This is a genomic window from Streptomyces sp. NPDC048002 (genome assembly GCF_040653275.1).
In the GTDB taxonomy this organism is placed as follows: Bacteria; Actinomycetota; Actinomycetes; order Streptomycetales; family Streptomycetaceae; genus Streptomyces.
Window position 1 is genome coordinate 53,636 of sequence record NZ_JBEZNL010000044.1, and the last position, 14,397, is coordinate 68,032.

Consider the following 14,397-nt stretch of genomic DNA (forward strand, 5'->3'; position numbering starts at 1 on the left):
GTCGGGAGGGTGCCGCGCCGCATGATCGATGGGCAGCCGCGTCAGCCCGCGATCCGAGGAGAAGCCCATGCAGCCCGAACCGACCGCCGCGCTCCGCCACCGCACCGTCGAGGCCCCGGCCGGGCGCCTGCACCTGGTCGAGCAGGGCACCGGCCCGCTGGTCCTGCTCGTGCACGGCTTCCCCGAGTCCTGGTACTCCTGGCGCCGCCAGCTCCCCGCGCTTGCCGCGGCCGGTTACCGGGCGGTGGCGATCGACGTGCGCGGCTACGGCCGCTCCTCCAAGCCGGAGGCGGCCGACGCCTACCGGATGCTTGACCTGGTGGAGGACAACGCCGCCGTCGTGCGCGCCCTCGGCGAGGAGAACGCGGTGGTCGTCGGCCACGACTGGGGCTCCAACATCGCCGCCGCCTCCGCCCTGCTCCACCCCGAGGTCTTCCGCGCCGTCGGCCTGCTGAGCGTCCCCTACGCCCCGCCCGGCGGCCCCCGCCCCACCGACATCTTCGGCCGGATCGGCGGCCCCGGGCAGGAGTTCTACGTCTCCTACTTCCAGGAGCCCGGCCGCGCCGAGGCGGAAATCGAGCCCGACGTCCGGGGCTGGCTCGCGGGCTTCTACGCGGCCCTGTCCGCCGACACCATGCCCGCCCCCGGCGAGCCCGACCCGCACTTCGTCGCCCGCGGCGGCCGGCTGTGCGACCGCTTCCCTGCCGGATCGCTGCCCGCGTGGCTGAGCGAGGACGACCTCGACGTCTACGCCGGGGAGTTCGAGCGCACCGGGATCACCGGCGCACTCAACCGCTACCGCAACATGGACCGGGACTGGGAAGACCTCGCCCCGCACCGCGGGGCCCCCATCAAGCAGCCGTCCCTGTTCATCGGCGGCGCCCTGGACGCATCCACCACCTGGATGTCTGACGCCATTGACGCCTACCCCACCACCCTCCCCGGCCTGTCGGGCACCCACCTCTTGGACGGCTGCGGCCACTGGATCCAGCAGGAGCGCCCCGACGAGGTCAACCGCCTGCTGACCGACTGGCTCGCCACCCTCCAGGGCTGAACCAGACGGGCTGCCTGGGAGGCTCGGCGGTCCGTTCGGGGTGGGCGGCGGCGAGGCATCTGGTCGAGGTCGACTGGGATGCCGAGGCCAGAGGCCATGCGGAGTCACCAATGACTGCGGAAGGCTGCATTTCCAACTGCCGGACTGGGGTTTGCCGTCGGGTGTTGCGCTTGAGTGCGTTGGCCGGGTCGATCTGGAGAGAGGCTCTGCTCACGGCGGCCTCCCGGTGGCGGGGCTGCTGACCCGGCCGTAGCGCTGCGTTGTTTCGAGTCCGCTCGGCGTCGGGACTGCCGAATGCCGTGTGGCCGCGGTGGATCAGAGGCCCCCCTTGGCGCCACCGGCCCGCCCGTCGGCGGTCGCCTCTTGCTGGTCGGCGCGCTCGGTGTTGGGGGATCGGGTGCATCGGTGACTTCCTTCGGACCGCGGGAGGTTGATGGCGCTCTTTGAACCTCCCCAGGTGTCGCTCTTCAGATGGCCAAACCTGCTCAGGTGATCTCCCCACCCATTGCGTGATCTTCCCGGCGTGTCGAACTGGTCTCGGCGTGTTCTGGAGAGCCTGCGTGAGCACGGAGTTCGGGCTGTTGAAGGGCCCTGGATGCTCACCTGGGAGGAAGACGTGGATGCTCACGCACTGCGTCGCAGCTGAGCGACCGCACGTCACTGACCTTGTCGGCCCCCGATGGCGGCAGGGTCAGCCGGCGTTTCCGAACGAGGCGCCGATGTTGTTCCACATGAAGGCGTCCTTCCAATCCGGGCGCCCTTTGGCCCAGCCGCCCAGTGCGGTAATCACCTTGTCCTGGGAGATCGTCCGGGTCTGGTAGTGCTCTGCCGCCGTCCCGTCACGGAACTCCAGCTGATAGGTGTTGTCGTCCCTCAGCCACACCTGCGCATACCAGTCACCGGCGGCCTCATCGTCGACTCGCTCGACGATCACGAAGGCGTTGCCCCGGCCGAGGTTCGCCACCATCCGACTCAAGGCCGTGGGCCCCGGATTCCTCACCTGACGACCGTGCTCGTCTCTCGCTTGAAGCATGGCCCGATCATCCCCCACAGCTCTGACACCCGTCGAAGAGCAGCCACGTCCCGCCCGCGCTCGCTCCCCACGTTCCCCAGTTGGTTCACTCCGTGAACCAACTGGGACGAAGAGTAGCTCTGAGGAAAATTCGGGATGGGCATCAGGGTGGCTGGGAGCGGCCGGGGCCGGGTGTCAGCCGTCCTCTGGTGGGGGCGGGCCGGGCAGGAGTGTTTCCCAGCGGGTGTAGTGGCAGTCGGTGGCGGCGTGGAGGCGCAGGTGGAGCCAGGCCAGGTCTTGGCCGGCGTGCAGGACGGCTTCGGCGCCGATGGCCGCGGCCCGGGGGTAGGCCGTTGCGTCGTCGGGGTCGGCGGCGGCCACGATCAGGCCTTGGCGGTGGGGCATGTGACGGAGTGTGAAGCTGCTGTAGCTGCGGTCGTCCAAGAGGACGAGCGGGGCGTTGTGGAACTCTGCGGAGGTGAACAGGGTTGAGGGCGAGTGCTTGAAGGGGACCGGGCACGGCAGCAGCCCGATCGGGTCGTGGTGGGGGCGGTCGCTGATGACGAGCACCGGGTGGCGGGGTTTCTCTTCGAAGGCCTGTGCGGGGGCGGACATGGTGGGTGACACGTCGCTTTCGTGAGGGGGCGGGACAGGCGGACGGGCTGTCCCGCCGCGCGGGTCCGGTCAGCCGAGCGGGTAGAGCACCAGGGCCGGGACGGCGCTGTCGGGGATGTCGGTGAACAGTTCGCGCAGCTCCTTGTCCTTCTCCAGCTCGTCCGGCAGCGGGAAGATCTCGCCGGTGAAGTCGTCGTAGGTCGGTGCGTACCGGGATCGGCTGTAGCTGGCGAACGGTGAGTAGGCGTTGCCCTCGACGTCGCGGGACAGCACGATCAGCGTGCTGCCGGGCAGGCCGCGCCAGTCGGTGCGGAGCAGCTGGCGCAGCACGGCCAGCGTCACAGGACGGTCGGAGACGCCGACGTCGGGTGGCGTAGCGTGCTGGTTCTCGGGCATGACGGCCTTTCGCACGGAGGCCGGCGACAAGATCGCGCGGCGTGTCAGACGGGGGAGGTACTGCGCTGCGCCGCGCAGGGCGGCGCGAGGCAGGCACGCGGGTCAGTCCTCGATCAGCTCCGGGCAGCAGACCGGGACGCTGTTGCCGGGGAACCCGAAGCGCGGACGTTCTCCGGGATGCGGTGGTGGCTGTTGCGGGGGTGGGCGTGCAACTGCCGGGTGGATTCCTTGTTGCGGAGGAAGCCCGCACGGCTGCTGGAACGGTTGCGTTCCTGCACGGTGCCCGTCAGGCCGAGTGGCTTTGAGCGCAGCGCGGGGGTGACCCGTGCCCTGCGCTCCGGCTGGATGTGAGCGGACGCGGCCTGGCCGATGGCGCGAAGCCGCTGCGGGGCGGCGGCCTTCTGCACCTGGGCGACGGCTGCCGCGTCGGGCGACTGCCGTAGCGGACCTCGTCGACGGTGACGGGCGCGCTCGGTTGCCTCTTCGCGTGGAGGGGTGGCGACCGGCCGGGCACGGGGCCCGGCTGGGTGGTGAGCGGTGGGGAGGACGGTCAGGCGTCGGCCGTCTCGGGCCTGTGGCTGGCGATGGCCTGCTGCTCGACTTCGGACAGCTGGTAGCTGCCGTCGTCGGCCTGGCCGAGGGTTTCCAGGAGGAGCAGGTAGGAGGCGTGGAGCCGGTCGGGGGACTCCCACAGGTAGATGTGTGTCATCCGGGCTGCGTCGAATTGCTTGGGCTCGCGGATGGTGTCCTCGAACGCGGCGGCGACGTGGGCGAACAGCAGGTTGGCCAGACGGTTCTTGGGGAAGCCGGCGGCGGTCTCGCAGGCCGAGTCGTTTGCGGGGTCTTTCGCTCCGAGCAGCAGTGCCACGGTCTGGGTGCGCTGCTTGTCCGCCCACTTGCCGTAGAGGCGGGGCAGGTCCATCAGGATCTGCTGGGCGAAGAGCCGGGCCTTGTCGGGCAGGGTCCTGGCGCGCACCAGCCGCTTGACGGCCCGGCGGCGGCTTTCCAGGCCCGGTTGCACGCCACGATCCGGGCCCGTTCCTCGGCCTTGTGCTCGTCCTCCTCGGTCTTGGGCTTCTTCGGCTGCGGCCGGGCCTTGTGGCCGTAGCGGGCCGGGTCGGCGCAGTGCCACAGGGGCCGGTGCTCGTCGTCGAGGCGAGCGCTGTGACCGGGGCAGTTCTTGTGGTTGTCCTCGGTCAGCGGGTTGCCCAGCCCGCTGGTGAGTTCCGCCAGGGGACGGGACGGGTTTTTCTCGCAGGACGGCATCCGGCCGAGCAGGGGGATGTCCGCCGCCCTCAGCTCCTGCTCGGCCCTTGCACGGGTCTCGGCGTCGGCCTGCTCGGCGCGCAGCAGGGCCATCTCCTGGTCCCAGTGGCCGCGCCCGCCCTTGTGCTCGGCGTGGTCGCGTGAGAGCGCTCGCATGAGCCGGTCCTCCGCACCGCGCAGGCCTGCGACCTCGGCGAGCTGGGCGGTCTGCTCCAGGTCCATGCCCGCCGCCGTCGTACGGCGCAGGGTGGCGTCGTTGAGCTTCTGCGCCGCCTTCGCCTGCCGGGCCGCGTTGCGGCCCACACCGAGGGCCTTGGCGGCCGTGCGCCGGTCGATGTCGGTCATGTCGATCAGGGCGAGTTCCTGGGCCCGGAGCGTGTCCCGCTCGCTCATGCCTTCGCGGTGGTCGTTCTCGACCAGGGACAGAAACCGGGTCCAGCCGTCGCGGCCGACCAGGTCCTCCCGCACGTATGCCTTGACCAGGCGTACGGGGCGGCCGTCCCGTACGGCGGCGGCGTTCGCGGCCTGCGCCGCCTGGGCGCGCCGCCAACCCTTGAAGACGCCGTAGGTCCCCGCGGGCCGGGGCCGGACGCTGATCGGCTCCTCGACGCCGAGTTCCGTGACGGAGACGATGAGCTTCTCGTCCGGCTCGGTGTCGTGCTCGCGCGCGTTGCACTCGTCGCGCACCAGCAGCGCCGGGTCGAGCCTGACGACCTGCGGTGCGGCCTCCTCGTGGGCGTCGCTCTTGTCGGCCGGGGTCGGGACGGCGGTGGTCATGCGGCTCTCCTTCTCCTTGCCTCATCGGCGAGTTGGCGGGAACCAACTCCCTGTATTACAAATAATAGTTCGGAATGGAGTGAGGGCTAGATACCCGCTGACCTGCGCAAAATCCGGCCGGGCGTGCTGCGTTCCCTCTTGAAATCCCGTGTGTGCGACGTCCGTTCGGCCGCCGGGCTGGCGTGGAGTACGGGCGCCGCAGCGCCCACACGGATCGGCGGTCAGGGTTCCACGCGGGTGACCTGGCGGGTTGGCAGGTGGATGCGCAGGACGTCTTCGTGCCCGGGCGGGTCCAGTGCCGCGAGCCGGTAGGGGGCGACGGTGGTGGTGACGCGGCTGCGGTTGCAGACGATGGCTTACCCGGTGGTGACGTCGGTGCCGGGGGCCTCGCGCGCGGTGGCAGCGCCGCGATCCCGGCGTTGAACGGCGTTGCGGGAATCCGGAGGCGTGCCGTGCGCGGGGTGCGGCGCAGCGTTCGAAGGTTCCTTGGAACCGGGGCCGCCGCCCTGGCGGGCGGGATGCCGGCGGTGGCCCGGCTCGTTCAGTGGTGGTGTCCCGGCGTTGGTCCGTCCGGGCCGAGGTCGGGCGGGGCGCAGTAGTCGACGTCCGGTTCCGGGGGGATGGGATCGCCGGAGTCGTGGTCGGTGCAGTAGGCGTCGAAGACTTCTGAGGCTGTGAGGGGTTCGAGGGCTCCCGCTCGCAGACGCCAGCCGTAGACGCGGTCCGGGGCGCCTGGGCTGCGGGTCCGCATGACGAGTGCGCCGGGCGGGGCCGCGAGACCGGCGGCGAGTACCGTGGTGAATTCGAGTGCCTCGGTGTCGTCCAGGTGGGTAGCACCGTCGGCGTCCGTGTCCGCGTGCAGGACGGAGACCAGCGTCTCCGGCGTTGCCGAGACGCTGCAGACCAGGTGCCGGTGGCCGGGGTCGGCCGTGTCGAGGATTTGGGCGAGGACGTCCCGGGCGCGGGCGAATGCCTCTTGGCCGACGTCCTGTCCGCAGGCGGCGCAGGAGCCGAGGCGGGCCAGGAGCGCGGAGGCGTACTCCCAGGTGGCCGTGCAAACTGCCTCGTCGACCAGGACCGGGACGAGCTCGGCCAGGGGCTCGCCGTCGTACGCAATGGCCGCGCTCGTGAAGGCCATTTCCGCGGTGAAGCGGGTGCGGCTGGCAGGGCCATCGGGGTCGAGGCCGGTGGCGGCGCAGAAATCGGCGTACTCCTCGGGGTCGAAGAGGACGAGCATGGTGTGCATGCCCTGCGACGCGCGGGCCTGGAGAAGGTCCTCAACCCCGGCCAGGTAGGTCGCGTAGTCGTCGAAGGGGAAGCTGCGGTAGTGCCGCATGGCGCGGAAGTCGTGCTCATCGGTGAGCAGCCCGATGGTGCCCGAGATTTCGCGGCGCAGGACGCGGCGCATCGTCTGGCGGCCGGTACGTGCCGCGTCTGTGCGTGATCGTTCGGCGTCGGGCTCGTTCGGGCTGCACTCGGAGGGCGGGGGTGTGTTGGTCACGTGCACGCCTTTCTCGTGGGCGAGTTGAGCGGCCCGCCCCTGCGTGGGCGGGTGGCAGGAGCGGTCCGTTCGGGCTGGCCGGTCGTCGGGGGTGGCGGTCCCTGCGGGGAAGGTCACCCCCGCTTCACAAGTTCAATAATAGTGATGTTTGGAGGGTTGCGAACCCGCCTCTGACCTGGCCGTTCACTCCCGCGTGGACGGGGTGAACGCAGCCAGCATGGAGATCACCCGGGCAGGGCGGCCGGAGGCGTCGGCAGTCACCGACTCCCCACAGGCTCCGGCGATTACGCACACGCTGCACTTGGACGGGGCCCTGTTGCCCGGGCGGGCATCGTGCTGCCAGATGATCCGGGTAAGCCGGCACTGCTCCTCGATGCGGGCGCCGGGGAATGCGTCGGCTACGGCTTCGGTGACTGCGCCGCGGGCGCCGGCCTCCTCCTGCTGCCGGGCGGCGAGTTGGGCGGCCAGTTCGGCGGCCTCGGCGTGCAGGCCATGGCCACCCTCAGAGCTGGCGCCTCCTTGGCAACCTCCGCTGCAGCACCAACCGCATCGCAGACGTCTTGAAGACCATCCTCGTCCTTCATCAGCGTGAGGTTGGGAATGACTCATTGGTAACTCATTGTAATTGCCGGTTTGGCGGCCACGGTTGAACGTACGTGGTCGTGCGTGTGATTCCACATCAGGACCCGCAACGGCGTTGATGCGATCAGTTGTTCGCCGTTTGAAGTGGTGTCAGGAATGGGTAGGACGCGTTGAGCTAGGGGCACGCGCCGGCACCCCGCGGATCGCGTTTATTGGCCATCTGTCGAGAGTTGGTGAGGGGCGCTGACTGGAACGTCTCCTGGCTGGAGTCGCCCCTCTCGCATAGGCAGCCCACAGGCCGTGGACCAGGCCTACTTCGTTGCGGCTCCCTTGTTGGCTGGTGTGGCCTTGGCCGCCGTCGGAGTTCTGGTGACGGATGGAGACAAATTTCGCTGGCCCGGGCCGGGCGTGACACTCTTGACGCTCTCTTCGATCCTCTTGATCTCCAGTATTCAACTGGCATTTCATGGACGTCAATACCTGTACAGTCCCGCCGAGCTGTCTGACTGGTGGGACGGCGAGTTGGCGCCCGCCATGGAAGTCCTACAAGAAGAGCAAAGGGAGGACTTCTCGAAATGGGCTAAGTTTGCGCGTCGTGCAGCTTTCGTATATAACGCCGGAATTGTTATGTTGGGGTACGGAATTATAGGAATCCTCGCACCTCCGGGCGGGGTTTCTCCCGAGCACGCTGTGACCCGGTGGGTCGCGGTGGGGTTTGCTGTCGCGGGCGCCAGTTGGGAACTGGGCTCATTGACGCGTAATGCTTGGAAGTCTTTAAGGTCACACACTTGATGAGGGGGCGCAATGAGTGAGGTTTCCGGTCAATGGCCATCGCAGGATGCGCAGCTCTTCTCGTATGCTGCAGGGGGAGTCCCCTCGGTAGGTCGAGAGTTTCGTTGCCCTCTCTGTGATCGCCGGATCGGTGGCGATGGGCACCGAATTGAGGGCTCAGAGGGTGCACACGACAGGCGATGCCTGGGCCAGAAGTTTCACGGTATCGAAGGCGGTCCGGGAGGCGCCCTGGATGCGGTGCTGAGCGCCGCTTACATCTGGCAGAACCCCGTACTCAGGGAGATTGCTCCGCCAACGGCAGAACTTGCCGATTTTTGCCCTCGTTGCCGATGCCCCGTTCGGCATGTATATGCACCGACAGGGCGACGGATTGAGTCCGATGTTGCATTCATCATGCATAATGCTTTTTGCCGGTTGCAGTTTCTGCAACCGTCGCTCGTGGTAGGACTAGCGTCCGTCATGGGCCAGGTTGGAAACGAGGTGGACACCCTCCTTCGAGAGCATTCCCTCAACCATGGTGCTCTCGTTGATGAGCTATCGCCCCTGGTACGTCCCGGGGAGGAACGCTGTCCGATGTGCGTGGGGCGATTGGCGGGCGAGACGGGTAGTACGGGGCACACGGAAAAGTGCGCCGCCCGTGTCCTTCCAGTTGAGGCGATTGGAAGGACTGCCGGGCAGACCCTTGATGCTATTCACCACCATATCCGCAGCGGTTGACGTATTGAGGCGGATGATTCCGATCGCCGAGTCAGCCAATCGTGGCGGTCTCGGCGGCCTTCTCGGGTTCGGCGGGTGAGTGAGGCTTTGAGTCGGCTGGCGGCGTAGCTGGCGCGGTCTTCGCCGTTGAGTTTGTGCCAGTTGTGGGCTGTGCCGTCAGCGAGGCCGAGGAGATCGGCGAGCATCTTCCAGTGGACGGCGCCGACCATGGCGAGCCAGGCCTGCGGGCCTTGCTGGCGCTGGAGATGCCCAGGCCGGTCAGTCGCCTTTGGAGGGTGTTGGAGCTCATGGGCTGGTTGGGTCGGAGGCCGGGGAAAGGGTGCGGCGTCTCGCGGGTCCTGAGCGGGGCGGCCAATGGATGGCGGTGAGCGTCGCTGCCGTCTTCTCGGGTGGCTCGTGTCCATCGGCGGACGCCTTGGGGCACCTGACTTGGGGGCGGTCGGCGAAGCCGTCGGAGTAGAGGGTCAGAGTGCCGTGGCAGCGGGTGCTGCCGCGGAAGTCGCTGCAGGGCGTTCTCCGGGGCAGTGGTCTGGTTGGCGTTCACAGGCCGAGGCAGGCGCCTGTCGCCCCGCGCCCGCCGAAGGGGAGGGGCGGACGCGGGGCGGCAGACGGCCAGCGGCGCGCCGGCCACGTGTGGACGTGGTCTGGGGGTGCCTACTTCTCGGGTGGCTTGTGTCGGCGGAGTCTGCCCCGGTCGGTGAGGCTGGGGCGGCGGCCGCAGGGGCAGTCCGCGTAGCGGCGGCCGTGCATCTTCAGGAACTTCGGCCCGAGTGCGTGGCCGTTGACCTGCTTGGTGGTGCCGGGAACCGGCTGGGTGTTGGCGCAGTAGCCGTCCGGCGTGACGGCGGGCTTTGCGTTCATGAGTGTTCCTGGCCGTCGGGGTGTGGGGGGTGGTGGAGTTCGGGGGCGTGGCAGACGGTGCAGGGGGTGGCGTTGTGGGCGGACTGGAGGGAGGCGGCTGCCTGGAGTTCGGTGGTGTCCATGGGGTGGAGCCAGCCGTTGCGTACGTCCCATCCGCATGCGCGTACGCCGGTGCCGGCGGCGGTGGTGGCGATCACGACGGCGTCCTGGACGGTGCTGCCTTCCAGGGCGAAGGAGAGGAGTACGAAGAACTGCATGTACTCCTCGGCGGAGTGTTCGACGTGCCAGGATCCCGGCTCGACAGACACGTACAGGTCGGCGTCCATCTCGGTGCCGTCCGTGCGTTCGGCGCTGATGCTGAGTTCGTGGTGTCCTTCGCCGAGGGCGGGGAGGAGTGCGGTGAGGGCGTGCAGGGCGTGGCCCATGGCGGATGCTGTGGCGTCGTCGCTGGGCTGTTGCAGCTTTCCTTCAGACATGTGGGTCCTCCTGGGCGCGGTCGGGGAGCGGGAGGGGCGGGGCGGGGCGGGGCAGACCGTGCGCTCCGTGGTGGCGGCTCCGGGGCAGGGAGCGGCGGCCGCCTTCAGCGCGGTGGTGTTCATGGGGTGCAGCCGTCCGTCGCGTACGGTCCAGCCGCAGGTGCGGGACAACGGCTCGTCGGCGGTCGTGGCGACCAGGACGGCGGCCCGGATCGTGCTGTACTCCAGGACGGACGTCAGCAGCGCGAGGAACCGCAGACAGCCGCCCGCGGTGGGTGTCGCCGTCCACGACGGCGACACCGTGACGGACACGGTCAGGTCGGCGGTGCTGATGGTGCTGTCGGTGTGCTCGGCCACGCGGCTGAGTTCGTGGCAGCCCTTGCCGAGGGCGGCGAGCAGGGCGGTGAGCGTGTTCCGGGCGCGGCCCGCGGCGGACGCCACGGCGGCGTCCTCGGGACGGGGAAGCTCCGGGTGTGCGGGCATGCGGGATCCCTCCGCCCGGCGTGGATTGGGGCTGTGCTCCGACCGGGCGCAGCGGTGGGCGATCAGTTCCAGTTCTCAGGGGCGGGGCGGAACCGGGCGGTGAAGGCTGCGGCCTCCGCCTCGGTCGCGGGGCGCCAGTTGGCCGTCTGCTCCGCCAGGGAGCGGAACACGGTCTCGTCGACGGTTTCCCGGTGGTCGTCCTCGCTCCGGTACGTGATGTGGAACCGGTCAACGGCCGTGATCTGCACGGTTGTCGGACCGTCCCAGGTGTCCCAGGAGACGTACTGGCCTTCCGTGAACTGACCCATCGGCTTTCCTTCCTCCGGACGGGATGGGGCGGGGCGGGGCGGTGAGCAGCGGCGGCCGGCGCGCTCGTGCCGTGCGGCACGGCGCGGCGGCTCTTCCCGGGCGCGCGGTCTGCGCCGCAGACACCTCTTGCTGCCGCGCCACGGCGGCAGGGACCGGGGGCAGGCGCGCTCCGCCCCCGGACCGGGTGGGGGAGCGCTCTGACGAAGGACGGGCGCGCCCCGGGGCCAGCCCGGGACGGCACCCCTGCCCGGCCCCGCTCCGCCTGCGGGCTGGGCCGGGTGGGATGGGATGTGGGGCCCGTGTGGGCCGGGCGCTGGGGGAGTTGCCCGGCCCACACGGGGGCCTGTGTCAGCCGCGGGCGGCGGCGGCCGTCAGGGCGGGCAGCGCGAGCGCTTCCAGGGCGGCAGCCTGGTCGGCGTCGGTGAGGGTCTGCGCGGTCGACGTGACGGCCTGCATCACGCCTCCGGCCGTCATCTGACCGCCCCGCACGAAGTGCGAGAGGATCATGTCCCTGGCCTCGGCACCGATGCTGAGCGTCTTGGTGACGCGCTCGACGGTCTTGACCGGCTCTTCCAGCGCCTTCCCGGCGGCGGCCTCGACCTGGCGCACCCTGGCCTCGACGTACTCCCGTGACAGGAAGGTGCGCACGGCGTCCGCGGTCTTCGACGTGATCAGCTCCAGCGTCTTGCGCTGGGTCTGGCCGGACCAGGACACCACACCCTCACCCTGCTTGCCTCCCAGGTGCACGGCGCGCATCACGTCCTTGGTCTCGGTCAGGCCGTTGCGGCAGACCTGGATGACGGCACGCGGGGTGATGGTGTACGCCCCGGAACCGACTTCGCTGTTGGTGATGACGAACCCAGCAGAAACCACGGGCAGCTCATCACCGCTGCGGCCGTCGAACGGGGAACGGTAACCGCGCAGCAGCTCCGGGGCCCGGATGGCGACGGCTTCGGACTCCACGCGCACGTACATGCGCCGGTCGGTGAGGTCGCACCCGGTCACGCGCGTGGGGTGGCCGGACTGCTTCACCCCGTCCAGCGCGGCCAGCAGCATGTCAAAGTTGTCCATCAGCTTGTAGCTGTCGGACAGTAACGCGCGCGCCACGCCCTCGGCGGGCGGCATGCCGGGGCCGCTGTCGCCCCGGAACGCCCGGAGCATGAAACGGCGCTCCGGATCCTCACGAAGCCACGCGTTCACGTTCTCGTCCAGCAGCGGGACACTCTCGGCGCGCATGCGGCGCAGGTAGGCGAGCGGGATACGGAGCTTGTCCGCGATCCCCTCGTCAGCCGCGGCGGTGGGCCGGTAGATGCCGTCCACGTCCGTGACACCGTCTCCGGTGATCAGGGACTCCACACCCTCGACGTGCACGTTTCCCTCACGCATCCGCAGTGCGGACGCGGGAGCGATCACGTCCAGCTTGCGCCGGTTCTGATCCTCCAGGATGCGCACCAGGTCTGCCAGTTCGGCGTTGCGGGCACCGGTGAGGGCCACGTTCGTGGCGCGCTCGGCGAACTGCTGAGTCATGCGGTGTTCTCCCCTTCGCGTTGGCTTCTGCGGTTCGGGGGGCGGGGCCACCGCCCCCCGAACAACATCCATAATAGTTGGATTCAGGGGTAGGTGAACCCACCCCTGACCAGCACACTCAGCCCATGCGGTACTCGGGTAACGGCGTCAGACTCACCCGGCGCACGTTCGTGACCATCGGCACCGGAGTGACACCGCGCATCTCGCACAGGTCATAGCGCAGCTCCAGAGCCTCACCAAACGGGTCCGCGTGGGCATGAATCGAACGCACCCAGTAGGTCCCGTGACGTTGCGTCACACTGCCGTGGTAGTCGACCTTCTGCCACAGCACCGGCCCGGCGTGCTGCGGGTCGAGACTCCGCGCAACCGCGATCACCAGCCCATCCGCCACACGCTCAGACATCAGCAGGACGAACGCACGCGCCACCGTGGCGCGGTCCACCGCAACGCCAGTCATGGCCGGGCCGGTGTGACCGGTGCGCACCCCCATCGCCCAACCCAACTCGAAGAACGGCCGGATCAACTCCAACTGCTCACTCGGCACCCTCAGCGCACCCGAGCCGCCCTCACTGCGCGCCAACTCCAGCAACGCGTAACTCGCCTGCTCCCGCTCCGCGTCCGTGAGCGGCGCCCTCGTCTCCTCGCGCTGCTCCGCAATCCGCGTGCTCTCCACGGGCTGTCCCTCTCTCTTCTCGGTGATCCCAGGTGGAGGGGCGCCCGACCGGGGCACCCCCGGGCGGACTACTTCAGGAACCCGCGCGACAGGAGGAACTCGGCCGTGATGTGCGCGATTCCCTGCGGCTTGTAGATCTGAGGGAATCGCCGCATCTCCACCTCGGTGCGCCCGTTGTCGTCCGGCTCCGGGAGCTCGTGAACGAGCCGGTAAGGACGGTCACCCGTCGGCATCTCCAGCACAACCGGGCCAACCTTGGTGTCGAACCGGATTCCGGTGTACTTCGCGTCGGAGTTGTGCACGATGCTCGCGCCCACCCGCTGAACCAGTAAGGGCAGGAAGTTCGCGACCGTACGGGCCTGAACCGCAAGGCCGGTCATGGGCGCGTCCTCACCGCCGCGCACTCGGCGGACGATTCCGTCAGAGATCTGGATCTCCACGTCTTTCCCCTTCGTCGAACTTCTGCGGTACCCCGGGGTCGCCTCCCCAGGACTTCACATAATAGTAGGCAAGGCGCATGATCGGAAGACCTGCCACACTCGGGTTGCACACAGCGTTGCGCCCGATGTTGCATCAGGTGTTGCGCTGGAGGTTGCGCAGCCCGGCGGCCGGCCCCTACGTCATCCCAGGCCAACAGCCCTACGGGCGCACGGTCGGCCCGCCGACATCCCCTCTGCGGCCAGTGCTCCCTGCCCAAGTAGAAGAAGAGAAGGGGTGGGGGCGGGCGTGGTAAGCGCGGCAGCATCGGGGATCGAGCGCGACTGGTCCCCTGTTGCGCGTCGGCTCCGCCCCCGCGCGTTGGGCCCGCCGTGGCAGCGTCAGTCCTGCCGAATCGGGCCGAGCGGGCAGTGACCGGTAAACGGGGTGGTGCACACAGCACCCAATCACTACACACTTGAGGCAAATGATGCATGCTCTGGGTTCAGGCCCCGGCTTCGGCTTGACACCTCACCGTGCCACATTAGATACGACGGGTCGATGTACCTCCTTACGAGGCATCAGGGCGGAGCGGCTACAAGGAGCAGAGGCTCGGCGTTCAAGCAAAGCGCATTCGGGACGGGAACCCCTCCCGATCCGGGCTGCGAGGGAGTCGGACTGATGGTTCGTCAACTAACAGCAGTGCTAGCCAGAATGCCCAGTCACTACACAGTGCCGCACGCGATGCACCCGCCCCTTGCCGCCAGCCTTAGTGCCCGCGCTTGCGCGGGCACCGTCAATTCGCGCTTGCGCGAATTGACATGCCTTCAGAATTCCGCTTGCGGAATTCGATTCCCGCGCTTGCGCGGGAATCTGGCGGAGCGTCAGCGGAGCCGTTCTCTCTGCAGCGGCTTGCCGCTGCAGTACCCGCTCCGCGGG

General features: G+C 69.0%; 14 protein-coding genes. 1 reads left to right on the forward strand and 13 read right to left on the reverse strand.

Annotation, left to right across the window (positions count from 1 at the left end):
- The first annotated feature begins 67 nt into the window (after window positions 1-67).
- A complete protein-coding gene (locus tag AB0E07_RS34235) occupies window positions 68-1,054 on the forward strand; it encodes an alpha/beta hydrolase (RefSeq protein ID WP_362260826.1) in 987 nt (328 codons plus the stop codon).
- A gap of 691 nt (window positions 1,055-1,745) precedes the next feature.
- Here AB0E07_RS34235 and AB0E07_RS34240 read toward each other — a convergent pair.
- The 13 genes from AB0E07_RS34240 to AB0E07_RS34300 all read right to left on the reverse strand — a co-directional run bounded on the left by AB0E07_RS34240 (window position 1,746) and on the right by AB0E07_RS34300 (window position 13,481).
- Window positions 1,746-2,021, reverse strand: a complete 276-nt coding sequence (locus AB0E07_RS34240) for a hypothetical protein (RefSeq protein WP_362260828.1) — start codon at window positions 2,019-2,021, stop codon at window positions 1,746-1,748.
- A gap of 240 nt (window positions 2,022-2,261) precedes the next feature.
- Window positions 2,262-2,693 carry a hypothetical protein gene (locus AB0E07_RS34245; RefSeq protein ID WP_362260831.1) on the reverse strand — a complete coding sequence of 144 codons (432 nt, stop codon included), beginning with the start codon at window positions 2,691-2,693 and terminating at the stop codon, window positions 2,262-2,264.
- Between the two features lie 57 nt (window positions 2,694-2,750).
- A complete protein-coding gene (locus AB0E07_RS34250; RefSeq protein ID WP_362260833.1) occupies window positions 2,751-3,077 on the reverse strand; it encodes a hypothetical protein in 327 nt (108 codons plus the stop codon).
- A 113-nt stretch (window positions 3,078-3,190) separates the two neighbouring features.
- Window positions 3,191-3,484 carry a hypothetical protein gene (locus AB0E07_RS34255; protein ID WP_362260835.1) on the reverse strand — a complete coding sequence of 98 codons (294 nt, stop codon included), beginning with the start codon at window positions 3,482-3,484 and terminating at the stop codon, window positions 3,191-3,193.
- A gap of 143 nt (window positions 3,485-3,627) precedes the next feature.
- Window positions 3,628-4,053 carry a hypothetical protein gene (locus AB0E07_RS34260; protein ID WP_362260837.1) on the reverse strand — a complete coding sequence of 142 codons (426 nt, stop codon included), beginning with the start codon at window positions 4,051-4,053 and terminating at the stop codon, window positions 3,628-3,630.
- Complete coding sequence (locus AB0E07_RS34265; protein ID WP_362260839.1) at window positions 3,999-5,120, reverse strand: ParB N-terminal domain-containing protein; 1,122 nt, start codon at window positions 5,118-5,120, stop codon at window positions 3,999-4,001. Before AB0E07_RS34265 ends, AB0E07_RS34260 begins: the two co-directional genes overlap by 55 nt.
- Window positions 5,121-5,661: 541 nt before the next feature.
- On the reverse strand, window positions 5,662-6,528 hold the full coding sequence (locus tag AB0E07_RS34270; protein WP_362260857.1) for a hypothetical protein: 867 nt from the start codon (window positions 6,526-6,528) through the stop codon (window positions 5,662-5,664).
- Between the two features lie 2,838 nt (window positions 6,529-9,366).
- Complete coding sequence (locus AB0E07_RS34275; RefSeq protein ID WP_362260841.1) at window positions 9,367-9,573, reverse strand: hypothetical protein; 207 nt, start codon at window positions 9,571-9,573, stop codon at window positions 9,367-9,369.
- Window positions 9,570-10,532: a hypothetical protein gene (locus AB0E07_RS34280; protein ID WP_362260843.1), complete on the reverse strand. Its 963-nt coding sequence runs from the start codon at window positions 10,530-10,532 to the stop codon at window positions 9,570-9,572. Before AB0E07_RS34280 ends, AB0E07_RS34275 begins: the two co-directional genes overlap by 4 nt.
- Before the next feature lie 62 nt (window positions 10,533-10,594).
- The gene (locus AB0E07_RS34285; RefSeq protein WP_362260845.1) at window positions 10,595-10,840 is read right to left on the reverse strand and encodes a hypothetical protein; all 246 of its coding nucleotides are present in this window, start codon (window positions 10,838-10,840) and stop codon (window positions 10,595-10,597) included.
- A gap of 349 nt (window positions 10,841-11,189) precedes the next feature.
- Window positions 11,190-12,368 (reverse strand): DUF932 domain-containing protein, encoded by a 1,179-nt coding sequence (locus tag AB0E07_RS34290; protein WP_362260847.1) that lies wholly within the window; start codon window positions 12,366-12,368, stop codon window positions 11,190-11,192.
- A 118-nt stretch (window positions 12,369-12,486) separates the two neighbouring features.
- Window positions 12,487-13,041 carry a hypothetical protein gene (locus AB0E07_RS34295; RefSeq protein ID WP_362260849.1) on the reverse strand — a complete coding sequence of 185 codons (555 nt, stop codon included), beginning with the start codon at window positions 13,039-13,041 and terminating at the stop codon, window positions 12,487-12,489.
- A 68-nt stretch (window positions 13,042-13,109) separates the two neighbouring features.
- Window positions 13,110-13,481 carry a hypothetical protein gene (locus AB0E07_RS34300; RefSeq protein ID WP_362260851.1) on the reverse strand — a complete coding sequence of 124 codons (372 nt, stop codon included), beginning with the start codon at window positions 13,479-13,481 and terminating at the stop codon, window positions 13,110-13,112.
- Window positions 13,482-14,397 lie beyond the last annotated feature (916 nt).